At 64.3% G+C, this 25103-nt stretch carries 28 protein-coding genes; 15 read left to right on the plus strand and 13 right to left on the minus strand.

Going from position 1 to position 25103, the window contains the following annotated elements:
* Nucleotides 1-46 precede the first annotated feature (46 nt).
* Complete coding sequence (locus tag C437_RS05910; RefSeq protein ID WP_004515991.1) at nt 47-1951, plus strand: cation:proton antiporter domain-containing protein; 1905 nt, start codon at nt 47-49, stop codon at nt 1949-1951.
* Here the strand turns inward: C437_RS05910 and C437_RS05915 are convergent.
* Both C437_RS05915 and C437_RS20495 read right to left on the minus strand, forming a co-directional pair.
* Nucleotides 1948-2400: a PaaI family thioesterase gene (locus tag C437_RS05915; RefSeq protein ID WP_004515992.1), complete on the minus strand. Its 453-nt coding sequence runs from the start codon at nt 2398-2400 to the stop codon at nt 1948-1950. The two genes, C437_RS05910 and C437_RS05915, sit on opposite strands and share 4 nt — an antisense overlap.
* Before the next feature lie 89 nt (nt 2401-2489).
* Entirely contained in the window at nt 2490-2633 is a 144-nt protein-coding gene (locus tag C437_RS20495; RefSeq protein ID WP_004515993.1) for a hypothetical protein, read from the minus strand.
* A 259-nt stretch (nt 2634-2892) separates the two neighbouring features.
* On the opposite strand from C437_RS20495, the gene C437_RS05920 reads away from it, so the two are divergent.
* Nucleotides 2893-3360 (plus strand): NUDIX hydrolase, encoded by a 468-nt coding sequence (locus C437_RS05920; RefSeq protein ID WP_004515994.1) that lies wholly within the window; start codon nt 2893-2895, stop codon nt 3358-3360.
* A 74-nt stretch (nt 3361-3434) separates the two neighbouring features.
* Here C437_RS05920 and C437_RS05925 read toward each other — a convergent pair whose 3' ends face one another.
* The 3 genes from C437_RS05925 to C437_RS05935 form a co-directional block, all read right to left on the minus strand.
* On the minus strand, nt 3435-4568 hold the full coding sequence (locus C437_RS05925) for a thiolase family protein (protein ID WP_004515995.1): 1134 nt from the start codon (nt 4566-4568) through the stop codon (nt 3435-3437).
* 110 nt (nt 4569-4678) lie between these two features.
* Nucleotides 4679-5149 carry a pyridoxamine 5'-phosphate oxidase family protein gene (locus C437_RS05930; protein ID WP_004515996.1) on the minus strand — a complete coding sequence of 157 codons (471 nt, stop codon included), beginning with the start codon at nt 5147-5149 and terminating at the stop codon, nt 4679-4681.
* An 88-nt stretch (nt 5150-5237) separates the two neighbouring features.
* A complete protein-coding gene (locus tag C437_RS05935; RefSeq protein WP_004515997.1) occupies nt 5238-6818 on the minus strand; it encodes a YegP family protein in 1581 nt (526 codons plus the stop codon).
* Between the two features lie 118 nt (nt 6819-6936).
* On the opposite strand from C437_RS05935, the gene C437_RS05940 reads away from it, so the two are divergent.
* From C437_RS05940 to C437_RS05955, 4 genes are all read left to right on the plus strand, one after another.
* On the plus strand, nt 6937-8286 hold the full coding sequence (locus tag C437_RS05940) for an ATP-binding protein (RefSeq protein WP_004515998.1): 1350 nt from the start codon (nt 6937-6939) through the stop codon (nt 8284-8286).
* Nucleotides 8287-8366: 80 nt separating this feature from the next.
* A complete protein-coding gene (locus C437_RS05945; protein ID WP_004515999.1) occupies nt 8367-8642 on the plus strand; it encodes a hypothetical protein in 276 nt (91 codons plus the stop codon).
* Between the two features lie 44 nt (nt 8643-8686).
* Nucleotides 8687-9562, plus strand: coding sequence for an MBL fold metallo-hydrolase (locus tag C437_RS05950; RefSeq protein WP_004516000.1), 876 nt, complete (start codon nt 8687-8689; stop codon nt 9560-9562).
* A gap of 62 nt (nt 9563-9624) precedes the next feature.
* Nucleotides 9625-9921: a hypothetical protein gene (locus C437_RS05955; RefSeq protein ID WP_004516001.1), complete on the plus strand. Its 297-nt coding sequence runs from the start codon at nt 9625-9627 to the stop codon at nt 9919-9921.
* A 19-nt stretch (nt 9922-9940) separates the two neighbouring features.
* Here the strand turns inward: C437_RS05955 and C437_RS05960 are convergent, their stop codons facing one another.
* The 3 genes from C437_RS05960 to C437_RS05965 all read right to left on the minus strand — a co-directional run bounded on the left by C437_RS05960 (nt 9941) and on the right by C437_RS05965 (nt 12148).
* Nucleotides 9941-10891, minus strand: a complete 951-nt coding sequence (locus tag C437_RS05960; RefSeq protein ID WP_004516002.1) for a DUF5787 family protein — start codon at nt 10889-10891, stop codon at nt 9941-9943.
* A 42-nt stretch (nt 10892-10933) separates the two neighbouring features.
* Complete coding sequence (locus C437_RS20500; protein ID WP_169331082.1) at nt 10934-11110, minus strand: hypothetical protein; 177 nt, start codon at nt 11108-11110, stop codon at nt 10934-10936.
* A gap of 150 nt (nt 11111-11260) precedes the next feature.
* Nucleotides 11261-12148, minus strand: a complete 888-nt coding sequence (locus C437_RS05965) for a DUF7351 domain-containing protein (RefSeq protein WP_004516004.1) — start codon at nt 12146-12148, stop codon at nt 11261-11263.
* Between the two features lie 348 nt (nt 12149-12496).
* Here C437_RS05965 and C437_RS05970 point away from each other — a divergent pair, with 348 nt between their 5' ends.
* Genes C437_RS05970 through C437_RS05990 form a run of 5 tightly spaced genes read left to right on the plus strand, consistent with a single transcriptional unit; the run spans nt 12497 to nt 15429 of the window.
* Nucleotides 12497-13726, plus strand: a complete 1230-nt coding sequence (locus tag C437_RS05970) for a translation initiation factor IF-2 subunit gamma (protein ID WP_004516005.1) — start codon at nt 12497-12499, stop codon at nt 13724-13726.
* Complete coding sequence (locus C437_RS05975) at nt 13726-14103, plus strand: hypothetical protein (protein WP_004516006.1); 378 nt, start codon at nt 13726-13728, stop codon at nt 14101-14103. The genes C437_RS05970 and C437_RS05975 overlap by 1 nt, the downstream gene beginning before the upstream one ends.
* A gap of 3 nt (nt 14104-14106) precedes the next feature.
* The gene (locus C437_RS05980) at nt 14107-14685 is read left to right on the plus strand and encodes a DNA-directed RNA polymerase (protein ID WP_004516007.1); all 579 of its coding nucleotides are present in this window, start codon (nt 14107-14109) and stop codon (nt 14683-14685) included.
* The gene (spt4, locus tag C437_RS05985; protein WP_004516008.1) at nt 14685-14882 is read left to right on the plus strand and encodes a transcription elongation factor subunit Spt4; all 198 of its coding nucleotides are present in this window, start codon (nt 14685-14687) and stop codon (nt 14880-14882) included. Before C437_RS05980 ends, spt4 begins: the two co-directional genes overlap by 1 nt.
* Nucleotide 14883: 1 nt before the next feature.
* Nucleotides 14884-15429 carry a GTP-dependent dephospho-CoA kinase family protein gene (locus C437_RS05990; RefSeq protein WP_004516009.1) on the plus strand — a complete coding sequence of 182 codons (546 nt, stop codon included), beginning with the start codon at nt 14884-14886 and terminating at the stop codon, nt 15427-15429.
* Between the two features lie 60 nt (nt 15430-15489).
* On the opposite strand, the gene C437_RS05995 is transcribed toward C437_RS05990, so the two are convergent.
* The 3 genes from C437_RS05995 to C437_RS06000 all read right to left on the minus strand — a co-directional run bounded on the left by C437_RS05995 (nt 15490) and on the right by C437_RS06000 (nt 18563).
* Nucleotides 15490-16929 carry a sulfatase-like hydrolase/transferase gene (locus tag C437_RS05995; protein ID WP_074654906.1) on the minus strand — a complete coding sequence of 480 codons (1440 nt, stop codon included), beginning with the start codon at nt 16927-16929 and terminating at the stop codon, nt 15490-15492.
* Nucleotides 16930-17286: 357 nt separating this feature from the next.
* Nucleotides 17287-17442, minus strand: coding sequence for a rubrerythrin-like domain-containing protein (locus tag C437_RS20115; protein WP_004516011.1), 156 nt, complete (start codon nt 17440-17442; stop codon nt 17287-17289).
* An 89-nt stretch (nt 17443-17531) separates the two neighbouring features.
* Nucleotides 17532-18563, minus strand: coding sequence for an RNA methylase (locus C437_RS06000; RefSeq protein ID WP_004516012.1), 1032 nt, complete (start codon nt 18561-18563; stop codon nt 17532-17534).
* Nucleotides 18564-18650: 87 nt separating this feature from the next.
* Here C437_RS06000 and C437_RS06005 point away from each other — a divergent pair, with 87 nt between their 5' ends.
* On the plus strand, nt 18651-19040 hold the full coding sequence (locus C437_RS06005) for a DUF7473 family protein (RefSeq protein ID WP_004516013.1): 390 nt from the start codon (nt 18651-18653) through the stop codon (nt 19038-19040).
* 39 nt (nt 19041-19079) lie between these two features.
* Here the strand turns inward: C437_RS06005 and hisG are convergent, their stop codons facing one another.
* Nucleotides 19080-19928, minus strand: a complete 849-nt coding sequence (gene hisG, locus C437_RS06010; RefSeq protein ID WP_004516014.1) for an ATP phosphoribosyltransferase — start codon at nt 19926-19928, stop codon at nt 19080-19082.
* 69 nt (nt 19929-19997) lie between these two features.
* Nucleotides 19998-21140, minus strand: a complete 1143-nt coding sequence (locus C437_RS06015; protein WP_004516015.1) for an MFS transporter — start codon at nt 21138-21140, stop codon at nt 19998-20000.
* 214 nt (nt 21141-21354) lie between these two features.
* Here C437_RS06015 and C437_RS06020 point away from each other — a divergent pair, with 214 nt between their 5' ends.
* From C437_RS06020 to C437_RS06030, 3 genes are all read left to right on the plus strand, one after another.
* Entirely contained in the window at nt 21355-22653 is a 1299-nt protein-coding gene (locus C437_RS06020) for an amidohydrolase (protein ID WP_004516016.1), read from the plus strand.
* 138 nt (nt 22654-22791) lie between these two features.
* Complete coding sequence (locus C437_RS06025; protein WP_004516017.1) at nt 22792-23763, plus strand: hypothetical protein; 972 nt, start codon at nt 22792-22794, stop codon at nt 23761-23763.
* 44 nt (nt 23764-23807) lie between these two features.
* Complete coding sequence (locus C437_RS06030) at nt 23808-25085, plus strand: adenosylhomocysteinase (RefSeq protein ID WP_004516018.1); 1278 nt, start codon at nt 23808-23810, stop codon at nt 25083-25085.
* The last annotated feature ends 18 nt before the right edge of the window (nt 25086-25103 follow it).

The following is a 25103-nucleotide window of genomic DNA, read 5'->3' on the forward strand; positions in this document are numbered from 1 at the left end:
GCTTATACGATGGCGATGCGTTAGGCTGGACAGATGGAGGGTAACTGTGGCTGGTAGCTCGGGGCTACTGATTCCGCTTGTCGCCGGCATCATCGGACTCGGGGTCCTTGCGCAGGTCCTCGCTGCACGACTTCGCGTTCCCAGTATCATCTTCTACTTGCTGGTCGGTGTCATCATCGGCCAGCCCGGACTGGGTATCATCGGTGACGGGACCTTCGGCGGGGCGCTGTCGGCTATCGTCGGCTTAGCGGTCGCAATCATCGTCTTCGAAGGGGCCTACCACCTCCGGTTCGACCGTCTGCGGGAGGCTCCGGCTGCGACGTTCCGGCTCGTGACCGTCGGTGCGGCTATCGCGCTCGTGGGCACCGCTATCGCCGTCAAGTTCGCGTTCAACTCCGCGGCCGTCTCCTGGAACCTTGCGTTCCTGATCGGTGCACTGCTGGTCGCAACCGGGCCGACAGTCATCACGCCAATTCTCGATGTCGTCCCGGTTCGAGACCGCGTCGCCGCCGCGCTGGAGACGGAAGGAATCGTCAACGACGTGACCGCGGCCATCATCGCCGTTGTCATCTTCGAGACGGTCAACCCCGCCGTTACCAGCGAGAACCTCCTCCGCGGATTCGCACTTAGACTGGGGACGGGACTACTCGTTGGTCTCATCGTCGCTGGCGTCGTGTACTACCTCGTCCAGTACGTCGACCTCTCGCCCGGTGACGCACCGCGGAACTCCCGTCTGCTCGTACTCGCCGGGGCGCTCATCGCCTACGCGGGCGCGAACACGATTGCGACCGAAGCCGGCGTCGCCGCCGCCGCCACGGCGGGGATGGCGCTTGGGAACGTCGACCACCCGTACGAGGAAGATATCGAGGAGTTCAAAGGCGATATCACGTTGTTGGTGCTGTCGTTCGTGTTCATCGCACTGGCGGCGCAACTGGAACTGGCCTCGCTCATCGACGTCGGGCTGTCGGGCATCATCGTCGTCCTCGCGGTCGCCCTGCTCATCCGCCCGGCACTGGTGTTTATTTCGACGGTCGGTGACCGGTTTACCACCAACGAGAAGCTGTTCGTCAGCTTTGTCGGGCCACGCGGTATTATTCCCGCGTCCGTCGCGACGCTGTTTGCCGTCGAACTGAACGCCGCGGCTGAGGAGGTCACCGGGGCACAGGCTGAACTGCTGGGAACGCAGGCAGACATCCTGCTGGGAACTGTCTTCCTTGTCATCTTTGCGACCGCCCTGTTCGAGGGCGGGCTGGCGCGGTTCATCGCGGAAAAACTGGATGTGATACCAATGCGAGTCATCATCGTTGGCGGCGGACAGGTGGGCCGAGCGCTCGCCGCGCGCCTCGAAGACCGGGGCGAGAACGTCGTCATCATCGAACAGGAAGAAGAGATTGTCGAACGAGCCCGCAACGAGGGGTACGCCGTCGAGATCGGTGACGGCACCGACACCGACATACTGCGGTCGGCCGGGGCTGAAAACGCCAAAACCGTCGTCGCGGCGACCGGTGACGACGACGCGAACCTGCTGGTGTCACAGCTGGCGAGTTCGAAGTTTGGCGTCGACCGAGTGATCGCCCGCGCGAACAATCCGGACAACGTCGAAGCCTTCGAGGATCTGGGCGTCCGGACCATCTCCTCGGCGATGGCGACGGCCTGGGCCATCGACAACCAGATCGAGCGGCCGGCTATCGCCCACTGGATGACTGATGTCGGGCGGAGCGGCGACGTTCAGGAGGTCGAGGTCAAGAATCAGGACCTCATCGGCAGGCCGATCAGCGAGATCGGGCCGATGCTGCCTGACGCCTGTCTGGTCGCGCTTGTCAGCGGGGAGCTCCACGAGAACGCCGAGGTACCCACGGCCGACTACGTCCTCGAAGAAGGCGACATGGTGACGCTGCTGGGCCGGCGAGAGTCCGTGCGCGACGGGATGAAAATGGTCAGTGGCGACTAGTCGTCGGTCAGATGGGTGACGTCTGATTCGTCGACCCCTGCTGTCCACGGCGACTCGCCGCGGTCGCCGTCCGTCTTGTATGTCCCACGAGCGCTCGCGATGTGGTGGCCATCGGTGTCGTACACTTCTGCGTCGACGACGGAGACGCTCCCGCCGCTTCGGATTACCTCCGCCTCAGTCCGTAAATCGGCGGTCGCTGGTGCGAGGTAATCGATCCGCATATCAACTGTCGGCGAGACGGTGCCGGATTGCGAGATAACGGCCGCCCCGCCGACGGTGTCGACAAGCGAGTACGTAACGCCACCGTGTGCGATTATCGATTCGGGGTTCGAGGAGTGGCCGTCCTCTAGCGGAAGTTCGCCTGCCGCATAGCCGTCATCGACGGCTGTGACCTCCATCCCTAACTGCTTGACAAACGGGATGTCGTTGAACATCGATTTGAGACTCATGGCTATTTCCACGGAAGCGAGTCTGATAAGCCTCCGAGAACGGACAGCAACGGGTCAAGTGTGGTCGGTTCTTCCGGGAGCCACTCCTGTCAATCGCTTGCTACCGCCTCCTCTCCCTCTTTGCCTTCCGCAGCTGCTTCTGGAAGCAGGTGCTCCGGGCGACGCAGGTAGCTCGGCCTCTGTGCGAACGCTTCGATTCGCTCCCACTCGCCGGGCGTGATGTGACCGTCCATATACAGTAATCCTGTCTGATAACACTTAAAATATAACGACAAAATATAAAATTAACATCTCTGAAACGCTCGATTGCCATCCGGAACTGCCACTATCGCGGTGTCCTCTCGACCGAGAATGCGGACGCCAGCATACTGTGGCGGCCTTGCGCCCGGTTTACTGGTCGAAATCATTCCCTATGCAGTCATCTGCTGTCCTAATATGATTTTAGGCAGATATGTGGGTACTACTATATGTTCCCCGTCAGTACCGGTTGGCATGCAACCACAGCGGGCGACGTACGTGAAGAAAGCCTGTGCTTACATCACCAGAAACGGGTCGGAACTGCTGGTGTTTGACGGCCCGGGCCACGACGGGCTACAGATACCGAAGGGAACTGTCGAACCGGGCGAAAAACCGCGGGTCGCCGTACAGCGGGAGGCCGTCGAGGAGAGCGGCCTCGCTTCTTTCGAGTGCCTGCAACACATAGCAACCGATGTCTGGACCCGCCGCCGGTCGCCCCCAAAGCGGTACGTGCGGTCGTTCTACCATCTCCCCGTCCACGAGACCCGGGACCACTGGGTCCACACTGTCACCGGGACGGGCGAGGAGCGCGGCGCGGAGTTCGAGTTCTCGTGGATTGACCTCCCAACCGACGCCACCTTCGCACTCGATCTCGACGACTATCTTCACTCGCTCACGCGTCCCGCCGAGGCGGCGACAGCCGGCGACGTCGCTGCCGATTAGTTCCTTCCGTTTGTTGTTGCACTGCCCGCGCGCTGCTTGCTGTGTGACACCTCGAAAAACATGTGTTCTCGCGGTCAGGGCAGCCGGAACTCGATGGCCGCTCCTTGACCGAAGCCGACACACTCGGTCGCCAGACCAAGCTCCGCGTCGCGGCGGTTCATCTCGTGGACGAGCGTCACTGGCAGTCGTGCCCCAGAGGCCCCGAGTGGGTGGCCGATGGCGATTGCGCCGCCGTTGACGTTGTAGATGTCGTCGTCGAAGCCGAGTTCGCGCTGGCAGTACAGACACTGGGAGGCGAAGGCCTCGTTGAGTTCCACGAGGTCGTAGTCCTCGGTCTCACGGTCTGTCCGTTCGGTGAGTTTGCGGACGGCAGGAACTGGGCCGATACCCATCACGGTCGGGTCGACGCCGGCGACCTCGTGGGAACCGATTTCCGCCAGGATGTCGAGTCCGCGGTCCTCCGCGAATTCACGGGAGGTGACCATCAGCCCCGCTGCGCCGTCGGAGACCTGCGAGGCGTTGCCCGGCGTGACCGTGCCGTCGGATTTGAACACTGTCGGTAGCTGGGACAGCTTTTCGAGCGTGGTGTCGGGGCGGATACCCTCGTCTGCCTCGAGCTGTCCGTCCTCTGTATCGATTGGGACGATTTCGTCGTCGAAGCGACCGGATTCCGTCGCGTCGGCGGCGCGCTGGTGGCTCCGAAGCGCATACTCGTCCTGTTCCTGCCGGGCGACCTCCATCTCGTTGGCGACCTTTTCGGCGGTCATCCCCATCTGGAGTTCCCCGATGTTGTAGTGTTCGGCAAGTCGCGGATGGACGTTGTGTGTGTTTTCGTCCATCTGCACGCGGGACATCGACTCGACGCCGCCGGCGATAAGCACGTCACGCTGGCCGGCTGCGATGGCGTCGGCGGCCCGCATCAGCGCCTCGGCGGAGGACGCACACCAGCGGTTGATGGTCGATGCGGGGACGCTCTCGCCGAGGTCCGACAACAGTGCGATGACGCGGGCCATGTTGTTGCCCTGTTCCCCGCGCTGCTGGGCACACCCCCATAGCAGGTCGTCGACAGCCTCGGCCTCGACGCCGGTCGACGCGAGGAGCTGGTTGATGAGCGGCACAGAGAGGTCTTCGCTTCGGACGCCGGCGAGCGCGCCGTCCTCCTTTCCCTGTGGTGTTCTGACTGCATCCACGATGACAGGTGTGGGCATGGACAACGGAACGTCGCCACCTATGTTAAATCCTGACAAACTCTACACAGTGGGGGAACCGTTGTCGGCCGACCGGCCCAACCGCTCCCCACTGCGGGTGCGCAGGGAGTTCACTCGGGTTCGAACCCCGGTGGCAGACCGGCGTGTCTGAGCCCTTCCTCCTCGTCGATACGGAACCGGTAGATTGCGACATCCTCTTGCTCGATCGCGTCCGCGAACACCTCCGGTCGCCACGCCCCGTCGAGCACCTCCGCGAGGTCGGCCCACTCGGACTCGGGGACGGCCTCGATACCGCCCTGTAACAGGACACTCTCCCAGTGGAACATCGATTCGACGTTGTACACGAGCACGGTCGCGTCCGCCGCCGCCTCAGTCAGCTGTTGCTTGCGACTCCCCGACCCACCGATGAAGGTGAAGTACAGCGAGCGGTCACCGTCGTACCCGAACGACAGGGGAATCATGTACGGTCCGTTCTCGGTCGGCAGGCCCAGCACGCCGACCCGCTGGTTCGACAGAAACGCCCCGATGTCGCTGTCGTCCATGTGCGTGAGTCCGGCCGATTCGAGTGAGTCTATTGTCATATGGGTGTAACTTCGGCCGAAACCTGTATAATTAATTCGGCTATTCTTCGCTACGGAGAATTGCGCGGCTGGGGGCTCTCAGCCGGGGCTACTCTTCCTGTGGTGCACCGGGCGCGTGGCGCTTGATTCGCTCGATAGCGGCGACGGCCTTGTTGCGCTCGGCGTACCCCTCACCGGAGTCGGCGATGATCTCGCCGTTGCGATGGCGGAGTCGCCAGCGCCACTCGTTACCCCGGTCCTCGTACACTTCGAACGCCGCGCTGCCGATCTCCAGTAGATCGGCGTCGGCGGCATATGACTGGACTCGCTCGACGGCATCCATGGCTTTCGACCGGTTCGCGTACCCCTCACCGCTGTCGGCGACGAGTTCACCGTTGTCGGCCCGCAGCCGCCAGCGCCACTCCTCGCCAGCGTCCTCGTACACCTCGAACCGCTCATCGACCGCGGAGTCGGGCGCGAGTTCGCTGACCCGCCGGGCCGCCCGTCGGGCGTTCGACCGGGAACTGTACCCCTCACCGCTGTCGGCGAGGATGTTGCCGTTTCGGTGGAGTAGACGCCAGCGGAACTGACCGGCGGCATCGGCGTACACTTCATAGGCCACGGGGTCGACCTTGAGATAGGCCGCGCCGGGGACGTGTGCGCGCACACTTTTCAGCGCCCGGCGGACGTTCGACTTCGAGGAATACCCCTCGCCGCTGTCGGCGAGGATGTTGCCGTTGTCGTGGCGGAGACGCCAGCGGAACTCCTCGGCCGAATCCTCGAACAGTTCGAACGTAGCCTCGCTTTCCGGTGCCGGCACGACCGGGACGTCCTCGGCGGCGTCGTCCTCGGTCGCGTCCTCGAAGAAGACCACGGCTCCGCCGGCGGCGTTGGACTGGACGCTGCGGAGTCCCTGCATCGCCTTCTGGCGCGAGGAGTACCCCTGTGCGCTGTCGGCGATGACGTTTGAGTTCCGGTGGCGGAGCCGCCAGCGGAACTTGCCCGCCGAGTCCTCGTACAGTTCGAACGTCGCCTTGCTGTCCATCGCAGCCGCGATGGTGGCCTGCGCCGCGGCGAGTTCGGCCTCGGTGGCCGCCGTGACCGTTTCCATTTCTTCGCGGGCAGCCTCGCTGGTCATCAGTTGCTCGGCCAGCGTGTCGCGCTCGCGGCTCGCCTGTTCGGCGGCCTGGGACTGCTGTGTCGCTTCCCGCGAGGCCGTCTCAGCCTCTTGGGTGGCCTGTTCGGCCACTTCGGTCGCTTCCTGTGCCGTCCGTACGGCCTCGTCGTAGGCCTCTTTCCGGCCGGTCAACAGCGGCGAGACGACCGCGCCGACCGCCATCAGCCCGAGGCCGACGATGTATAGCGTCACCGCCGGGTTCCCCTCGGGGCCACTCCAGTTCGAGGGATAGAACGTGGTGAACCACACCATCGCAACCAGCCCCACCACGGCACCGAGGTAGGTGAGTATCAGGCCCCGACGTGTCAGCGGTAACCGAATCGTCGGCCCTGCAAACAGCGAGATGAGGCCGATGGCTCCCAGCAGATAGCCGAACTGTCGCGGCGTGCTGCGGGACGCTGTCAGGTAAAACAGCAGGAGACCGACAATGCCGAGTACGATGCCGATGACGAACAGCCAGTAGCCGTAGACCTCGTCATCGGTTGTCGGCTCACCGATTCGACTCCGGTACACAGATATTAATGCGTTGTCAGTTGCCACGTCGGGTAGACACTGCGGTGGTATATTACATTGGTGTCCGTCACCGGGGCTTCGAGTGACTTATACCGATTGCGTGGTAACATCAGTGGGAATGAGCAATCCGGAACTGGATGTCGTTGAGTTTCTGCTGACGGCCACTATCTACAGCGAGCGGCGGGACCTTGAGCCGGACGATTTGCCGGCCTCGTACCGGACCGTCTTCTGGAGCGACGGCGAGATCGAACGACCGCTGTCGGTTACCAACACAACCGCGAGCGAGGCCACCGGTATCGACCGGCCCTGGGCAGCTATCTCCGGCCTGATGTTCACAGACCGCGACGATTTCTCGGGGAGTATTTCCATGACGGACCGCGACCTCGCCGAGGAGTGGTTCCTCGAACGGGTCGACGCCTCGGATCTCGAAGACAACCCGGTCCTTGCGAAGGCCTTCGAGGATCAGGTCGAGGGCGCTGACTACGAGCGGGCCCGCGAGCAGAACCGCCCGTCACGGGCCGACCGTGCGTTCATCGACGCCAAACTGGAGGAGGCGTTCGACACCGACGACGAGGACGACGAGGAGATGCTCGACCTGGTCGACGTGCGCGCTCCCGAGGAGGTCGAGATGACGCTGGCCGACCTGGTGTTGACCACCGACCAGGAAGACGAGATCCAGAAAATCGTCAAGGCCATCGAACACCGCGACTACCTCGCCCGCATCGGGCTGCGGGAGATCGGGAAACTGCTCTTTGTCGGGCCGCCGGGGACCGGCAAGACCAGCGTCGCTCGTGCGCTCGCTCACGACCTCGACCTCCCCTTTGTCGAGGTGAAGCTGTCGATGATTACCAGCCAGTACCTCGGCGAGACGGCCAAGAACGTCGAGAAGGTGTTCGAGGTCGCAAAGCGACTCTCGCCGTGTATCCTCTTCATGGACGAGTTCGACTTCGTCGCCAAGACGCGTTCCTCCGACGAACACGCTGCCATCAAGCGGGCCGTCAACACCCTGCTCAAGAGCATCGACGAGATTTCGCTCATCCAGGACGAGGTGTTGCTCATCGGCGCGACGAACCACCCCGACCAGCTCGACGCCGCCGCCTGGCGGCGCTTCGACGAGATCGTTAACTTCCCGAAGCCCGACAGCGGGATGCGCGCGGACATCCTCCGCATTGTCACCCAGCAGATGGAGATCGATGACTTCGACCCGGAGACGCTGGCGGAGCTAACCGAGGGACTGACTGGCAGCGACCTCCGACTCGTGCTCCGTGAGGCCGTCCTCAACGCCCTGACCGAAGAGCGGACCACGCTGACCCAGCAGGATCTTGAGGACGCGATCATCGACTTCGAAGAGCGTGACAATCTGAAGAACATGGACATGATGGACGGCGACGCCGACGCGCTGGTCGCCGGGAGCGGCGGCTTCTCCGGCGACGGTGGCAGTGATCACGACCACGATCACGACCACTGAGCGGCCTCCCGTCTAACGACCGCCAGCTATCGTCGCTGTGGCCGATCTACTTATCAACTCAGAAACCATTTGGTGTAGCCATGGCATCCGACGACGTGTTCACTGAGACAGACGACCCCGCGGAGTCGTGGGTCGACGTTCGCATGACTGACCCCGACGAAGGCGAGTGGGACGTCGACGTGGTTATCGCCGAGAAACAGGTCGAGTACGTCGACCTGCGCATCCGGCCGGAGTTACTTGAGGGGTTCTTCGAGTGCCTGTTCGATGACCTTGCGGACGAGCGCGCCCGGTCTCTGCTGGCGACGACGGTGGAGCGACAGGGCATCGACCCCGCGGACCTAGCCGATAGCCAGTAACGAAAGCGAGGGGCTTAGGCGGGCCGCCCTCCGAAGGACCAATAATGGAGGTCACGCTGCTTGGGACCGGCGACACGACGGGGACGCCGACTGTCCAGTGCGACTGTAACACGTGCGAACGGGCACGCGACCCCGACGAGAAACTCCGGGCCCGCGTTCGCGAGCGCGGCATCGACCCGACTGGCGGCGTCGAACGGTCGCGCTTCTCCGTCGCCGTGGCGAACGGCGAAACCGGGGAGTCGCTACTCATCGACCTGAGCCCGGATTTCCGCCACCAGTTCCTCCGCGAGTCGGTCCCGCTGCCGGACGCGGCTATCGTCACGCACGTCCACTTCGACCACCTCGACGGCCTCGGCAACGCCTACCGACTGTTCGATGAACTGCCAGTCCACGCCGCCGACGAGACCGATCCGGTGACCGGCGAGAGCGTCGCCGAGGGTATCCGGAGTCGCTATGAGTACCTCGATACGGTGTCGGTCCACGCACAGACCCCGTTCGAGCCATTCACTATCGCCGGCTTCGAGGTGACGCTGGTCCCGGTCACGCACCCGCCGTTGCTGTGTTACGGCCTGCGCATCGAGGAGCCACAGACTGGGGCGGTGCTGTCGATCTCCGGGGACACCTGCTACGACGTGCCCGACCGCTCGAAAGCCGTGCTGACCGGGGCCGACCTCGCACTCGTCGAGGGCATCGTCCATCCGGAGGCCTGCGAGTACCACCCGAAAGGTGGCGACCACTTCACCGATGACGGTGTCCCGCGGACCTTCGGCACGAAACATATGACTCTGCCCGGCGCGCGGGACTTCGCCGAAGACATCGACGCCGACGACTATCGTATCGTCCACACTGCCCACTATGTCCCTGCGGACCGAGCCTTCGCCGACGACATCGGGCTCGACGGCGAGCGATTCACGCTCTAATGCCCCGTTCGGCTCCGTGAAACAGGCCGTAGCTTATAGGCACTGGCGAATGATCCGACTGTATGGACAGGCGTGGCATCGCGGAGGTCGGTGGGCTGTCGCTGGCCGGCGGCGTTCTCGCAATCACCGCCCAGCAGATCATCGCGAGCAGTATCGACTGGGTGCTTGTGGTGGGACTGGCGGCCTGTGTCGGTATCGCGGCCGCGGCGAACTACCAAGCCAGAACGAAACACGCAGCCCAGGTCGCCACCGAGGCACCGGCGGTGACCGAAGACAACTATGAACAGCACGGCCGCCCGACCGCGGGCGACGGTGGCGTCCCGGCCGATGACGCGTCCGCAACGAACAACGACCGGTAGCCTTGCCGACTCCTCGCGGCTACCCGAACCGATCTAGTCCCGACTGGCGACGCTGGCGGCCGTCAGGGTCCGCTCGCCACGGCGTTCGCTCGGCCCGGAGCGACTCGCCGTCGATAGCTGGTGGGTCGGCTGCCTCGTACCCGCCGCAGTCCGGGCTGCATTCGTCGCTCTCGCGGACCGCGCGGTCCTTCCACTCACAGTACGGAATCCCATCGTCGTCGGGCAAACAGCGGTCACACGCCGGGTAGTCGAAGCTTCTCCACCCCTTGCCGTAGGCCCGCTCGGCCAGTTGCCGGCGCGCACGCCCCTTCTCCGCGGCGCTGACTACGCGCACATCCGTCTGGACCGGGCGCTCTTCGAGGAGTTCGATAGCGGCGTCGTCTGTCGGCAGTTGTGTCGCCGCTCGGCGGATGTCTATCTTCCCGCTGTCAGGGTCGAACCGCCAGACACCGACCTCCTCGGGAATCCGGTTGAGGTGGGCGCCGGTGACGTAGGAGGCCGTCGCCAGCACGACGCGGTCGGCGAGCGCCAGCGACACGTCGGTCCGCAACTGTGATTCCAGATCGCCGGGCCGGCCGAGGTCGGGCTTGTTCTCGATAGCCAGAATGCCGTCGAACCAGTCGGGATATCGCGCCGTCTGGCGGACGTAGGTCCGGCCGCCGCGGCGCTCGCGCTCGAAAAAGCCTCGCTCGACAGCCAGTTCGACGGCCCGCTCGGCGCGGTCGGGATGGCAGTCGAAGGCGTCTTTCCAGTACCGGGCGCGGCCCGGGCCGACGCTACTTTCGATTGCCGCCGTCGGTAACGGCCTGGGAGTGATGGCTGCTCGCTCGTCGAACTCCGGGCCCGGCTCGACGACGACGGTGTCGAGGACGCGCCGGCCGTGGACGGCCCCGCCCAGCTGGCGGCTCACTATCCGGCCCTCGCGTTCGAGGTGGGCACACAGCGCCAGTTCGAAGTCGAACTCCCGCACGACCGGAGGCAGGGCTGGGACGGCCAAAAGCCCCGCGCCCGGTTACCGGGTAGCGACAACGAAACACGTCAGCGCCGCTAGCGCGAGGACCAGACTCTGTGAGAGTATCGTCAGCAACCCGAGATATGCAGTCAGAACTCCGAGGAGGGAACGAACGCTCAGCGGTGGGTACGTCGGCCGGTACAGCTCGGGATCGGCGTAGGGCGCGGGTTGGTACATTACAGTAAGACGGTGGTCCCGAAACGCGATAAGCATAATCTGAATGATATTTCTGTGGAGAGCGCGTCTGAGCGCTCTCCTGAAGACGATTTCAGTCAGCGAGAAAACAGCTCGCCGGCACAGCACCGACCGAATATTCGGCGGGTCGGCTCAGTGCTCGCAGGCCTGTCGCTCGAACTCGACCGGCTGGAGCGCCCCGTCCAGATAGGCAGTCAGTTCCGCCTCGGCCAGCGGAATCCGGACCGCGAGTCGCCACGGGTCGGTGTCCTCGACGGTGGTGTACTGGTCGTCGACACACCAGGGAAGCGTCCAGTAGGGCCGACTCGACAGGTCGACGCCGTGGTCGTCGTAGAACGCTGCGACGCGGGAGTCGTCCAGAAGCGTCAGGCCGACGGGTGAACAGAGTTCGTGGCGACACTGTTCACAGACGAACTCGGCTCGAATCGACACGTCGAGACAGCAGTCGCCATCACGAGATATCTCTGTCCCCATCCGGCCGGCGCAGTCGGGGCAGACGCCGTCGGCGGCCAGACAGTGGAGGTGCCGCACCCGCTCGGCGAAGGCCGTTGCGACTTCTGCCGGCGTCCGGTCGACCAGACCCCCCGGCGGGAACGGGTACTCGCCGTGGGCCTTCCCGCAGTCCTCACAGCCGATGGCGAACTGCTCGTCGGCGTACTCGGCCAGCAGGCCGCCGCCACACCGCGTACAGGCTCCCGTCACCGGAAACGGCTCGACATCGGGGGTCCGCGTGAACGTTCCTGCCCGCACCGCGCGGATGACCTGTGCTCCGGCGTGCCGGAGGTCGTACCCAGCCGAACTCTGGCTGACGAACTGGTCGGTGAGTTCCTGCAGATGATAGTTGAACTGCCCGCTATCGGCCAGTTCCACGGCATCGAACAGCTCCGAGAAGCGAACCGGTCGGTCGTCTGCGCGCCACAGCGCCTCGAGGATGTCCAGACGCGTCTCACTCGCAATGACCGAGAACGCTGTCGCCGGAGCGATGTCGGCATCAGTTTCGGGGGACTCATCGGCTCGCATCGTACACGAACGTTTCGCCCTGGGAACAAAAGCGTTCACAGAAATACAGTTACGTAACACTTCTGAGAGGTGTGGACTGTCGCCCGCGCTTGCCTCGGCGGCGGACTCTCCGTCACCAAACTGAATCTATCACAATGGCGACTGCCGGCGTGACATCCGACCCGTCCAGTCCGTCGCTTGCGCTCGGCGACAGGGGTCGCGTCGCTATACCACGGGCGATACCGGGCAATACGGTGACGTTGTCGCCGTCAGTAGGGACCAGATTGGCGACTGAACCGGGTTCGGCGGGGCGCAAACAGTAGGTTTATCAGTTGCACGCGGCGAAACTCCACCAAGATTACTCTCGAAATGACATCGAACAAACAACCGGAGGTGAACATCGGACTCGTCGGGCACGTCGACCACGGAAAGACGACGCTCGTACAGGCGCTGTCCGGCGAATGGACCGACCAGCACTCCGAGGAGATGAAACGCGGTATCTCTATCCGACTCGGCTACGCCGACGCGACGTTCCGTCGCTGCCCGGAGGCCGAGGAGCCGGAGGCCTTTACCGTCGACGAGCACTGCGACGACCACGACGTCGACACCGACCACCTCCGGACGGTGTCGTTCGTGGACGCGCCCGGCCACGAGACGCTAATGGCGACCATGCTCTCCGGCGCGGCCATCATGGACGGGGCCGTCCTCGTCATCTCGGCCACTGAGCCCGTCCCGCAGGCCCAGACCGAGGAGCACCTGAGCGCGCTCGACATCATCGGTATCGACAACATCGTCATCGCCCAGAACAAGGTCGACCTCGTCGACGAGGACCGGGCGATGCAGAACTACGAGCAGATCCAGGAGTTCGTCGAAGGTACCGTCGCTGAGGGTGCACCTATCGTCCCGATCAGCGCGGGCCAGGAAGCCAACATCGACCTGCTCATCGAGGCCATCCAGTCCGAGATCCCGACGCCGGAACGGGACCCCGACGAGGACGCCCGCATGATGGTTGCACGGTCGTTCGACATCAACCGCCCGGGGACGACCTGGGAGGACCTGATGGGCGGCGTGCTCGGCGGGTCGCTCGTCGGCGGTCAACTCGACGTCGACGACGAGATCGAACTCCGCCCTGGCCGTGAGGTCGAGGAAGGCGGGCAGACGGAGTGGCAGCCCGTGACGACGACGGTCCGCTCGTTGCAGTCCGGCGGCGACTTCGTGGACACGGTCACGCCCGGTGGCCTGCTCGGCGTCGGGACCGGTCTCGACCCCGCAATCACGAAAGGCGACGCGCTCGCCGGCCAGGTCGCCGGCCCGCCCGGCAGCCTCCCGCCGGTCCACGAGACGTTCACGATGGACGTGGACCTGCTCGAGCGCATCGTCGGTGACGACGGCGGCGAGGTCGACGAGATTTCGACCGGCGAACCGCTCATGTTGACTATCGGCACCGCTACTACGGTCGGCTCGGTCACGAGCGCGCGCGACGACGAATGTGAAGTCGCGCTCAAGCGCCCGGTCTGTGCGGCGTCGGGCTCGAAGATCGCCATCAACCGCCGTGTCGGCGCTCGGTGGCGGCTCATCGGCGTCGGCACGCTGCGGTGATGATCGTGCTCGACACGAACGCGCTGATGATGCCGGTCGAATGCAACGTCCGACTGTTCGAGGAACTCGACAGGGTGCTCCCGGACGCGACAGAGTACGTCGCGCCCACCGCCGTCCGCGACGAGCTGGTGAAACTGGCCGACGGGGCCGGCGCGGAAGCGACCGCCGCCTCGGTCGGGCAGGACCTGCTCGACCGCTGTACGGTCCGGGAGACGACGGCGGACTACGCGGACGACGCTGTCCTCGAACTGGCACAGACGGACGATGCAACGCACGCGGTCACGAACGACAACCCCCTCAAACGACGCCTGCTGGACGCGGGCGTTCCAGTAATTAGTTTAAGGGGCGGGAACAAACTGGGTATCACTCAACCATAACACATGTATAAACGGGTACGCCTACGCGATACGGTCGAAGTCCCGCCACGCTTTCTGGCGGAGGTCAGTCCGGGGCTGGTCAAACGGCTCCTGCAAGAGAAGCTCGAAGGTCGAATGGACGAGGACGTCGGCAGCGTCGTCTCCGTCATCGAGGTCCACGACATCGGCACCGGCGCCGTGTTGCCGAACAAGCCCGGCGTCTACTACGAGGCCGAGTTCGACGCCCTCACGTTCGACCCACAGATGCAGGAAGTGGTCGACGGCGAGGTCGTCGAGGTCGTCAACTTCGGGGCCTTCATCGGCATCGGGCCGGTCGATGGCCTGCTCCACGTCTCCCAGATCTCCGACGAGTATCTGGCCTACGACGAGGAGAACCAGCAACTGGCCTCCAGAGAGTCCAACCGCACGCTCACCGTCGGCGACGCCGTCCGGGCGCGCATCGTCACGAAGAGCATCGACGAGCGCAACCCACGGGACTCCAAGATCGGCCTGACGGCGAAACAGGTCGGCCTGGGCAAGCACGGCTGGCTCCAGGAGGAGCGCGAGCGCCGCGAGGGCACGGCGGAAGCCGGTGATAGCTGATGGCGGACCGACTCGTCTGTCGCGACTGTCACCGCGTCCAGGGCGCGGAGATCGAAAGCCAGTGTGAGGCCTGTGGCGGCACCGCACTGACAGAGGACTGGGCCGGCTACGTCGTCATCGCGCATCCGGAGCGCTCCGACATCGCCGAGGAGATGGAAGTGACCGAGCCGGGCAAGTACGCGCTGAAAGTCCGCTAACGTGTCCGCCGTCGTTCTCGAACTCCCGAGTGACCTCCGGCACGAGCTGAAAGAGCCGCTCGGAGAGATTTACACCGATACAGCGGCGCTGCTCGCCGACGCCGGCGACCCAATCATCGCCGTCGGCGACATGGTCACGTACCACCTTATCGAGGCCGGACGGGTGCCTGACCTCGCGCTGGTCGACGAACGAACCAAACGCTCGGCCGTCGACGCGGACGTGGCGGCGACAATCAACGGTTTCGACCGGACGCGGGCGGTGGCGAACCCGGCCGCGACACTCACCGCGGAACTGCTTGCTGCGCTCAGGGAGGGTATCGACAACGACGAAACCACGCTTCTGGATGTCGAGGGTGAGGAGGACCTCGCCACACTCCCCGCAGTGCTCGCCGCGCCGGCCGGGGCCAGCGTGGTGTACGGGCAGCCGGACGAGGGGATGGTGCTGGCGGACTGCGGCGAGGCGGCGCGGGACCGGGACCGGGTCCGGTCGCTGCTGGAGCGGATGGACGGCGATACCGAGAGGGCGTTCGACCTGGTCTCCGTGTAGCGTTTCGTTCTGACGTACGGGCGTTCGTGTGGCCTCCGAATTGAATCGCGGGGCTTTCGGTCAGGCGCGTTCGTCTTCCGGCAGTTCGTTTTCCATGTACCCGAGGTCGGCGAGATGTGACCGCATGTCATCAGAGAACTCGCCCCGAGCCGTTCCGTCGATGGACTGCCCCTCAGACTCCAACCACTCCGTGAGTTCGTCCGCTAACCGTTCGTGTGCCTCCGGATACTCCGCAGACACGTCGGTCGTCTCGTCGGGCAACCGGTACAGTTCTTGAGAGTTGCCATCTAATCGGAGCTTGTACTCCCCGTCGTGGATGACGCTCCGTTCTGTCGTCGACAGGCGGGGGATGCTCACATCGGCATCGTATGATACGAGCGTCTCCGGGGCGTTGGTCTGGTGGTCCTGTGCGATCGCGTACTCCCGATTCTCGTGTCGGAGGTCGACCCCCTGGATGCCGTCGGTGTCTGCACCGGCTACTCCGAGGAGCGTCGCCATTATGTCGCTGTGCTGGACCACGCCCTCGGTTTCGACGTCGAGTCCGTGGGTGACCAGCGGGACGTTGAGGAGGACATCGTCGAGTATCCACTTGTGGGCCAGCAGTCCGTGTTCGCCGAAGAATTCCCCGTGGTCGGACGTGACGACAACAATGGTTTCGCCGAAGGGGCCGTTCTGGATGTACTCGACGAACTCGCCAAGCCACTCGTCGACGTATCGGAGTGTCGCATCGTACATCGCGTACAGCGCATCCCACTCGTCCTCGGTAAGATCGCAGCCATTGGCGACGATGTCGACCAGTTCGTCGTGAATCCGAAACGCGGTCTCAGACGCGTCCTCCGCCGAGAGGTCGGTGTTGTCGAGGAACTCGTCCCGGTACGGCAGCGGCGGGGTGTAGGGCCTGTGGGTCTGGTCGTTGTGAATGTACAGAAAGAACGGTTCCTCGCTCTCAAACGAGGACAGCCACTCCGTTGCGACGGAATCAATGAGATGCGTCCGGGAGTGTTTGGTCAGATCAGTCGTAAACCCAGCCGAGTGTTTCCGAAGCCCAACGAGGTACTCTATCAGCGATTTCACTCCCACATGCTGGAGTACTGTTCCCGGAAGGTCCGACAACGACGATGGCATGAGGCAGGCGGACTTATCGAACCCTCTGTCGAGTCCCAGTGCACCGCTGACGAACAGGTTATCGGAGATAAGTCCGGTACGGTAGGACTGGTCCTGAAATCGCTCCGCGACCGTGGTGATTGACGACGGAATTGCCTGATTCCCGTAGCCGATCTGATGCCGGGACGGATACGTTCCAGTAAGCATCGAACTACTCGACACACGCGTGTAGCGGCCGTGACTGAGACACTGGTCGAAGTATCTCCCCTGCTCGTCGGCAGCGAGTCGTTGCAGCGCTGGAGTGGTATCTCGCTCGTACCCACCCATCGTCGTGTGGTCTGCCCGTACGCTATCTAACGTAAGCCAGACAACATTAGGTGGGTTCGGCGAGTGCATAAGCTGTGGTACTATCAGCCAGTTAGCAAACGGCCTGCATTGTTATGTGTGGGATTATAATTTAGACGCATGATAAGCAGATGGTAATATATCTCCCCGTATCGATAAACAGACTGTAATGACATCCCTGATGATTCACCTATCGGGGCACAAGCGACCCACTTTTGTGCAGTTTTCCCCTCCTAATTGTGTACTTGAATCCATATACACTGCGAACAACGGATATTGATGCGGGTGGCTGTCCGTGTCGGCGGTAGAAAGCAATACGCGAAGTAATCGTAGCGGTGGAAATTCAACATCCATCCGACCACACGACAGTGGTGCGGTCGGTGTATTCCTCGAGTGGTACTGTTCTACTTACTCCGGTCGCGGGACGCTGAGGTTCTGCATTTCTGTCTCACAGCGGTCACAGCTCACCGTGGAGAGTTCACTGCAGAGGCGCTTGCCACACTCGGGACATTCGAACAGCTGTTCGTCGTCGTCGCATGGGGCGGGGTCTGACCACGTTGGCATACTTGGTACTAATTAGCATTTGTCATGGCATAAACCTTGCTCATACCGCAATAAATCACAATGACTGTCCAGAGAAGGTGGACGTATGTTCACTCAAGAACGTGAACGTGCCTGACAAGTGAACGGTGGACTCGCCGCCGGAAGTAGTCGGTGACGGTCCAGCCCGCGCCGACGGCAGCCTCCCGCCAGTCGCGGTCGGCGACCAGTACGCACCGCCCTGCAACGCGACTGGCTTCGCCGAGTGCACCAGAAACGAGGGGTGCCAACTCCCCCTCGATACGGGACTGGCGGCCATAGGGAGCGTCGAAGACGACGGCATCGACAGCGTCGCCGGCTACCGGCAGGGCGGACGCATCGGAGCGGACCACTCCCCAGTCGCCCGGCTCGGGATAGGCATCTCTGTCAGGGTGGCCATCCCCGTCGAGCGCGTATTTGAGGTTCTCGCGCGTCCCCGAGACCATCTTTTCCTGTGCATCGCCGCCGACCACGTCGGCCCCGACCAGCCCCGCCTCTAGCAGGAGGCCGCCGGTGCCACACATCGGGTCCAGTACCGTGGTATCCGGCCCTGCTCCGGCGATGTTGACCAGCGCGCGGGCTTCGAGCGGGTCCATGCTGCCGGGCTGGAAGAACGGCCGGTCCGTTGGCTGTCTCTGGCCGAAGTCCCGCACGCTCTCGGCGGCGAGCCAGCCCAGCGCACAGCAGGCCTCGCCGGTTCCACCCTCCTCGTCGCCGGCAGGGTCCGAGAGGTAGGCATACAGGACGTGGTCGGGGTCGTCGAGGTCGACGGCAAAGTCGCGGTCGGTGAGCACGCCGCCCAGCGTCCGCTCGGCCTGTTGGGTGTCGATGCCGGTGCTCGCTCGCACGTCGACCGCCCGCACGGCGACGCTCCCCTCACGGTCGATGGTCGCAGCCGACAGCAACGCCGCGGCGCTCTCGATGTCTGGGTCGGTGGTTCCGAGCAGGTCACAGGCCCGATGGGTGAACGCGAGGTGGCGAACGCGGTCGCTGATGCCCCGTGCTGTCGCCAGTCCGGGCGCGAGGGTGTCGACGGCGCTCGCGGCGCTTGCGGCTTCCCGCCGCGCGAACGCGTCGTCTTGCCCGCCGAGTTCGAGGACGTACACGCCCGAGCGGTGTGGGCGAGCGGCTATGAGCGTGCCGGTCCCGCCCGGGAACAAAACGCACAAGCGAGCGGCCGCCGAACCCCGGGTATGCTCCAGTCCGGGTTCTCCAGCCTGACCGGCGGTGGTATCCTCGCGGTCCTCGTGACCGTCCTCGTCACCTGGCTCTTTTACGCTGTCACGCTCCACCTGGCTGCGACGTTTTTCATCGGTGACGTGCCGAGCCAGCTCGCCGCGAAAGCGGCTCTCGCACCGGCACTCGTCTCCTTGGTCCTCCAGCGCTGGGGAATCGAATCCGGCGTCGTCTCGGCCGACCTCGGCGTTGCCGTCGTCCTGTTTCTCACTCTCGTCGCCGACGGTATCGCCATCAGCGTCTCCTACCGACTATCGACCCGCTCGACGGCCCCGCTCGTCGCGTTACACCTGGCGTTTGCGGCGGTACTCGGGTTCGCGCTGAACAACATCTTCATGTTCTTTTGAGCGGGGAGCGCGCGCGAGGAGACGGATAATAAAAAGAGACTACTCGACCAGCCGCTCGATCTCCGTCACGAGAATATCGCTCGCGCCCACGTCCTTGAGCGAGCTGATGGTTTCGAAGACGGCCCGCTCCTCGACGACGGCGTGAACGGCGAGCTGGTCTGAGCCGGCGATGTCCATCACTGTTGGGCCGCCCATCCCCGGAAGTACGTCTTTCACGTCATCGAGGGCGCTCTCGGGAGCGTTCATCATCAGATAGCGTTTGTCTTCGGCGGCGAGGACGGAGCCGAGCGCGGTGTCGACCTGCTTCACCTTCTCGTCGTCGGCAGTGTCCTCGCGGGCGAACAGGCGGACGGAGCTTTCGAGCACCTCGTCGACGACGGCCAATCTGTTCATCCGGAGCGTGGTCCCGGTCGAGGTGATGTCGACGATGCCGTCGGCGATGTCGACGTGCGGGGTCAGTTCTGTCGCGCCGGACACCTCTGTCACATCCACGTCGACATCGACCCGGTCGAAGTACTGCCGGGTGATTGTGGGGAACTCCGTGGCGATACGGCCCCCTTCGAAGTCGTAAACGGTCTCGATGTCGCTGTCCTCCGGCGCGGCGAGGACGAGACGACAGCGGCCGAAATCCAGATCGCGGAGCTCGACGAGGTCGTCAGTATCGGACTCCCGAACCTGGTCGAGGCCGGTGATGCCTACGTCGGCAGCCCCGTCTGCGACGTACTCGGGGATATCGGCGGCACGGGCGTACAGGACAGTTACGTCCGGGTCGACTGTCTCGGCGTGCAGTTGGCGGTCGGCCCCGTCGACCAGATGGAGGCCGGCCCGTTCGAGCAGTTCCTCGCTTGGTTCGTGCAGGCGGCCCTTGTTGGGGACGGCGATTCGCATACGTCTACTGGCAGGCCGTGGGGCAACTGTCTTTCCCCTCGGGCCGGCCGGGGCCTGTTGGCAGAGCCGTTACAGGCGATCCCGGCGTGGGAGGACAACGAAGGTAGCCCCAGCCAGCAGTGTCAGGCCAGCGAGACCGTAGAACGCGACGGCAAACAGGTTTCGGTCGGCGAGCAGGCCAACAGCGGTCGAGCCCAGCGAACTGATCGCGAAGAAGCCGGTCCGGAGCAGTCCCCAGCCGGTTCCTTCGGCGGTCTCAGGCAGCGTGTCGACGATGTAGGCGTTGGCCAGCGGGCCGACGCTCATCCGAACTCCAATGAGACCGGAGACGACGGCCAACGGTATCACGCCGTGGACGGACGGAATAAGTACGAGTGGCACGGTACTGACGAGCGCAACAGCGGTCAGGACACTGGGCGTGCCGTACCGGTCGGCGAGCCGGCCAGTGACCGTCTGTGAGAGTGCGCCACCGACGAATAGCACCGAGAGCAGCGCCCCGGCGGTCCCCTGTGAGAGGTCCCGGACCGTGACTAGATACGTAGTGAGAAACGCTGTCACGGCCTGAAAGGCGAACAGCATCAGTGTCTTGCCCGAAACCGACAGCACGAGCCGGCGGTTGCGAAAGCCGGCGAGCACTGTTCGGAGGTCCCGCCGGAGGCTCCGCTCGGACTCGACGGTCGGACGGTCCGAGACTGAGAGCCAGAGTGCGACGGCGACAAGCATGAAAAGCGGCGCGGCGCTGGCAAGCGCCAGTCGCCAGCCGTAGCGGGTCGTGACGAACGCGGCGACGGCAGGAAGTGCCGCCGCTCCGAGGGAGCCGGCGGCCATCACGATACCGAAGGCGGTCCCCTCGCGGGCGTCGAACGTCCGTGAGAGCGCGGTCCCGCGTGTCGGGCCGTACAGCCCCGTCCCGAACCCGAACGCGCCTGTTGCGATGAGAAACAGCGAGAACACTGGTGCGAAGAAGTAGCCAAGCAGTCCGACGCCCGAAAGCAACGCTGCTGCCACCAGCAGTGTCCGTTCCCCGATTCGGTCGATTAGCACCCCGGCGGGAAACTGCACTGCTGCGTACGTGAGCCAGAGTACCGTGACCGCCAGCCCTGCCTGTGCGTTCGAGATGACGAACTCCTCCCGTATCGTCGGCAACACCGCAGGCACGACAAACCGCATCCCGAGAACGAGGAACCAGCCGGCAGCGACGGCAAGCAGCATTCGGGCTGGGCTACCGTGTCGCATCGCGCTGACTCGCTGTCGGAGTTGCTCTGCCGCCGCCATTCTCTTGCCCTCCCGAACGCGCCGGAGGGGAAAGACCCCTACGGAACAGGCACCGTCTCGGCGGTCAGCTCGCTGTATCGGTGTGGCAGTACGCCACACAGCGGCGCTGTGGACCCGGCGAACTAAGACCCGCGGTTGCGAAGCCACTGCCATGAGTGAACTCCTCGTCACCGGCGGGCAGGTTCTCCGCCCGGACCTGACTGTCGAGCGTGCGGACGTACTGGTTTCACAGGACAGCGGCGACATCGTGGCAGTCGACGAACCGGGTGCGCTGGACGGTGACGACGAACTCGACGCCAGCGGCGGCTTGGTCATCCCTGGACTGGTCAACGCTCACACCCACGTCGCGATGACGCTGTTGCGGGGCCTCGCTGACGACAAACCGCTCGATGCGTGGCTGCAGGAGGATGTCTGGCCTGTCGAGGCTGAACTGACCGCCGAAGACATCCGCGCCGGGGCAGAACTCGGGCTGATCGAAATGATTCGGTCGGGGACGACAGCGTTGTCGGATATGTATTTCGAGGTCGAAGAAATCGCAGACGCCGTCGATCAGGCCGGGATGCGGGCAGTTCTGGGCTTTACCGCGGTCACCGTCGGTAAAGACGACGAGGCCGCGCGGTCTGACCTCCGGGAGAGCCTCGACGTAGCTCGGAAACTCGATGGTGCGGCTGACGGCCGGATTCGGACGACGTTCCAGCCGCACTCGCTCACGACCGTCGGCGAGGACTACCTCCGTGAGTTCGTCCCAGAGGCTCTTTCCGATGATCTTTCGATTCACCTGCACGCCAACGAAACGCGCGACGAGGTGACGCCCATCGTCGACGAGCACGGCCAGCGTCCGCTCGCCTACGCCGACGACATCGGCCTGCTCGACGGCGACACCTACGTGGCCCACGGCGTCCACGTCGACGACAGTGAAATCGACCTGCTGGCCGAGACCGGCACCGGCGTCGCCCACTGTCCGGCCTCGAATATGAAACTCGCCAGCGGAATGGCTCCCGTTCAGGACCTGCTTGACGCCGGCGTCACCGTGGGTATCGGAACCGACGGCGCGGCCTCGAACAACGACCTCGACATGTTCGACGAGATGCGCGATGCAGCGATGATCGGCAAACTCGCAGCCGACGATGCCAGCGCGGTCGACGCCGGGACAGTCGTGGAAATGGCAACACAAAACGGCGCGGACCTGCTCGGCTTCGACAGCGGCCGTCTCGAAGCCGGCACGAACGCCGACCTGGCGGTCATCGACCTCGACGCGCCGCACCTGACGCCCGCCCACGACCTCGTCTCGCATCTGGCCTATGCCGTCCACGGGAGCGACGTGCGCCATACGGTCTGTGACGGCGAGGTCCTCATGCGGGACCGCTCGGTCGAGGTGTTCAACGAACGGGCCGTCCGCGACCGCGCGAGCGAGCACGCGGCCGCGCTGGTCGAACGAGCTAGCGACTGAGTGTGCGGAATAAACGCTGAGAGCTGTCTTTAAACGGTATAACTATTTCTCAGTGGGTGTTTTTAATCCCGCAAACGGCCTGAACGAGATGAACGGGAGAGGGTGTTTATCGCTCTCTCGGCGAACGTACCGGGTACGATGCGCACCAAACTCTTCGCACTGTACGCCGCTGTCGGACTGGCGCTACTGGCCGTCGGTCCGGGTCTGGCGGCCGCTGCGGACTCGGCCGGCAACACCAGCGCAGGGAATACCCTCGCGGTCGGTATCTCGCAGGCCGACGACGGCAGCGCGACGGTATCGGTCACACAGAACGAGACGGGCGTCGAGAACGCCTCGGTCGCGGTGGAGACCGCTGGCAACGCTTCCTATGCCGGAACTGGCAACTACACCGCCGACAGCAACGGGACGGTCGGACTACCCGCCCCCGAGCAGAATGTCACGGTCGACGTGACCGCGACAGTCGACAATCACACCGCGACGACGACGGCGGACCTGACCGTCGCACCCGAGAACGTCACCGAGTTCGACACCTTCGGACTCGAAGTATCGGCCTATGTCAGCGACCTGCTGAGCGACGAGAACCGGACCGGTGGCATCGGCCCGGCCGTCGCCAGCTTCGTGACGGCGAACAACCCCGGCAACGCGCCGGACCACGCCGGCCCGCCCGCACACGTCACCGGTGAGAACGAGAGCGCGAACGAAACCCATCCCAGCGAGCGACAGGGGCCGCCAGCCGACATTTTCGGTGACGATGCCAACGAGACCGCAGACGAGAACGAAACAGACGACCGACGCGGCCCGCCCGAGGATGCTGGTCCGCCTGCGGACCGCGGTCCGGACCGCGATGACGACGACAACGAAACTGCAGACGAGAACGAAACAGACGACGACCGCCGTGGCCCGCCTGAAGACGCTGGCCCACCCGCGGACCGCGATGACGACGACTCGGAGACCGAAACCGAAGACAACGAGACCGAGGAATCGGAAGACGAGTCTGGGGACGCGGATGAGCAAGACGACGATGACGATAGCGACGATGATGACGATGACGACGACGGCGACCGCGGCCGACCGGACGACGCCGGCCCGCCGGACGACCGCGGTAACTGAACCGCTTCGGTAGCGTTTTAGGCGTTCTCTTCCTCTATCGCGACATGACGACGCCTATCTCTGAGCGACTTGACGACCTCGACGAGGCTCGCGATTCCGGGCGCCGAAAGATGGACTGGGCCATCCAGCATATGCCCATCTGCGGCGCGCTCCGCGAGCAGTTCGAGGCCGACCAGCCCTTCGACGGCGAGCGAATCGGCATGGCGATGCACGTCGAAGCCAAGACCGCCGTCCTCACGGAAATCCTCGCGGCCGGCGGCGCGGAAGTCGCCATCACCGGCTGTAATCCGCTCTCGACACACGACGACGTGAGCGCCGCCCTCGACGCTGTCGACGGTGTCACCTCCTACGCCGAGCGTGGCGTCGACGATGAGGAGTACTACGCGGCCATCGAGGCCGTCATCGACCACGAGCCGACCATCACTGTCGACGACGGGATGGACCTCGTTGCGGCCATCCACGAGGACTACCCAGAACTCATCGACACCATCATCGGTGGGGCAGAGGAGACGACGACCGGCGTCCACCGCCTGCGCGCCATGGACGAGGACGGCGAACTCGACTACCCCGTGTTCGCGGTCAACGACACGCCGATGAAGCGCCTGTTCGACAACGTCCATGGCACCGGCGAGTCCTCGCTGGCCTCGATTGCGATGACGACGAACCTCTCGTGGGCCGGCAAGACTGTCGTCGTCTCCGGCTACGGTGACTGCGGCAAGGGTGTCGCGAAGAAAGCCAGCGGCCAGAACGCAGACGTGATCGTCACTGAAGTCGAACCCCGCCGTGCACTCGAAGCGCACATGGAGGGCTACGAGGTCAAGCCGATGGCCGAAGCCGCCGCCGAGGGCGACGTGTTCATCACGACCACCGGCAATCGCGATGTCATCGTCGAAGAGCACTTCGAGACGATGCAGGACGGCGTCCTGCTCGCCAACGCTGGTCACTTCGACGTGGAGGTCGACCTCGACGCGCTGTCGGACCTCGCCGTCGACACCTACGCGGCCCGTGACGGCGTCCAGACCTACGAGATGGCTGACGGTCGCCGCCTGAACGTGCTGGCCGAGGGCCGTCTGGTCAATCTCGCGACGCCCATCGCACTGGGCCACCCCGTCGAGGTGATGGACCAGAGCTTCGGCGTGCAGGCGGTCTGTGTCCGCGAACTGGTCGAAAACGGCGACGACTACGAGGCCGGTGTGCACGCTGTCCCGGACCGGCTCGACAAGGAAGTCGCGGAAATCAAACTCGACGCCGAAGGCGTTGACTTCGACTCCCTGACTGACACTCAGGCCGAGTATATGGACTCCTGGCAGCACGGGACGTAGGGAGACTCCGAGCGGAGC

It is taken from the genome of Haloarcula vallismortis ATCC 29715 (assembly GCF_000337775.1).
In the GTDB taxonomy this organism is placed as follows: Archaea; Halobacteriota; Halobacteria; order Halobacteriales; family Haloarculaceae; genus Haloarcula; species Haloarcula vallismortis.

Excerpts from the sequence above, each read along its gene's own strand:
- C437_RS05915 (WP_004515992.1), bottom strand. The coding sequence starts at position 2,400 with ATGAGTCTCAAATCGATGTTCAACGACATCCCGTTTGTCAAGCAGTTA.
- C437_RS20495 (WP_004515993.1), bottom strand. The coding sequence starts at position 2,633 with ATGGACGGTCACATCACGCCCGGCGAGTGGGAGCGAATCGAAGCGTTC.
- C437_RS05920 (WP_004515994.1), top strand. The coding sequence starts at position 2,893 with ATGCAACCACAGCGGGCGACGTACGTGAAGAAAGCCTGTGCTTACATC.
- C437_RS05925 (WP_004515995.1), bottom strand. The coding sequence starts at position 4,568 with ATGCCCACACCTGTCATCGTGGATGCAGTCAGAACACCACAGGGAAAG.
- C437_RS05930 (WP_004515996.1), bottom strand. The coding sequence starts at position 5,149 with ATGACAATAGACTCACTCGAATCGGCCGGACTCACGCACATGGACGAC.
- C437_RS05940 (WP_004515998.1), top strand. The coding sequence starts at position 6,937 with ATGAGCAATCCGGAACTGGATGTCGTTGAGTTTCTGCTGACGGCCACT.
- C437_RS05945 (WP_004515999.1), top strand. The coding sequence starts at position 8,367 with ATGGCATCCGACGACGTGTTCACTGAGACAGACGACCCCGCGGAGTCG.
- C437_RS05950 (WP_004516000.1), top strand. The coding sequence starts at position 8,687 with ATGGAGGTCACGCTGCTTGGGACCGGCGACACGACGGGGACGCCGACT.
- C437_RS05955 (WP_004516001.1), top strand. The coding sequence starts at position 9,625 with ATGGACAGGCGTGGCATCGCGGAGGTCGGTGGGCTGTCGCTGGCCGGC.
- C437_RS20500 (WP_169331082.1), bottom strand. The coding sequence starts at position 11,110 with ATGTACCAACCCGCGCCCTACGCCGATCCCGAGCTGTACCGGCCGACG.
- C437_RS05965 (WP_004516004.1), bottom strand. The coding sequence starts at position 12,148 with ATGCGAGCCGATGAGTCCCCCGAAACTGATGCCGACATCGCTCCGGCG.
- C437_RS05970 (WP_004516005.1), top strand. The coding sequence starts at position 12,497 with ATGACATCGAACAAACAACCGGAGGTGAACATCGGACTCGTCGGGCAC.
- C437_RS05975 (WP_004516006.1), top strand. The coding sequence starts at position 13,726 with ATGATCGTGCTCGACACGAACGCGCTGATGATGCCGGTCGAATGCAAC.
- C437_RS05980 (WP_004516007.1), top strand. The coding sequence starts at position 14,107 with ATGTATAAACGGGTACGCCTACGCGATACGGTCGAAGTCCCGCCACGC.
- spt4 (WP_004516008.1), top strand. The coding sequence starts at position 14,685 with ATGGCGGACCGACTCGTCTGTCGCGACTGTCACCGCGTCCAGGGCGCG.
- C437_RS05995 (WP_074654906.1), bottom strand. The coding sequence starts at position 16,929 with ATGCACTCGCCGAACCCACCTAATGTTGTCTGGCTTACGTTAGATAGC.
- C437_RS20115 (WP_004516011.1), bottom strand. The coding sequence starts at position 17,442 with ATGCCAACGTGGTCAGACCCCGCCCCATGCGACGACGACGAACAGCTG.
- C437_RS06005 (WP_004516013.1), top strand. The coding sequence starts at position 18,651 with ATGCTCCAGTCCGGGTTCTCCAGCCTGACCGGCGGTGGTATCCTCGCG.
- hisG (WP_004516014.1), bottom strand. The coding sequence starts at position 19,928 with ATGCGAATCGCCGTCCCCAACAAGGGCCGCCTGCACGAACCAAGCGAG.
- C437_RS06015 (WP_004516015.1), bottom strand. The coding sequence starts at position 21,140 with ATGCTGCTTGCCGTCGCTGCCGGCTGGTTCCTCGTTCTCGGGATGCGG.
- C437_RS06020 (WP_004516016.1), top strand. The coding sequence starts at position 21,355 with ATGAGTGAACTCCTCGTCACCGGCGGGCAGGTTCTCCGCCCGGACCTG.
- C437_RS06025 (WP_004516017.1), top strand. The coding sequence starts at position 22,792 with ATGCGCACCAAACTCTTCGCACTGTACGCCGCTGTCGGACTGGCGCTA.
- C437_RS06030 (WP_004516018.1), top strand. The coding sequence starts at position 23,808 with ATGACGACGCCTATCTCTGAGCGACTTGACGACCTCGACGAGGCTCGC.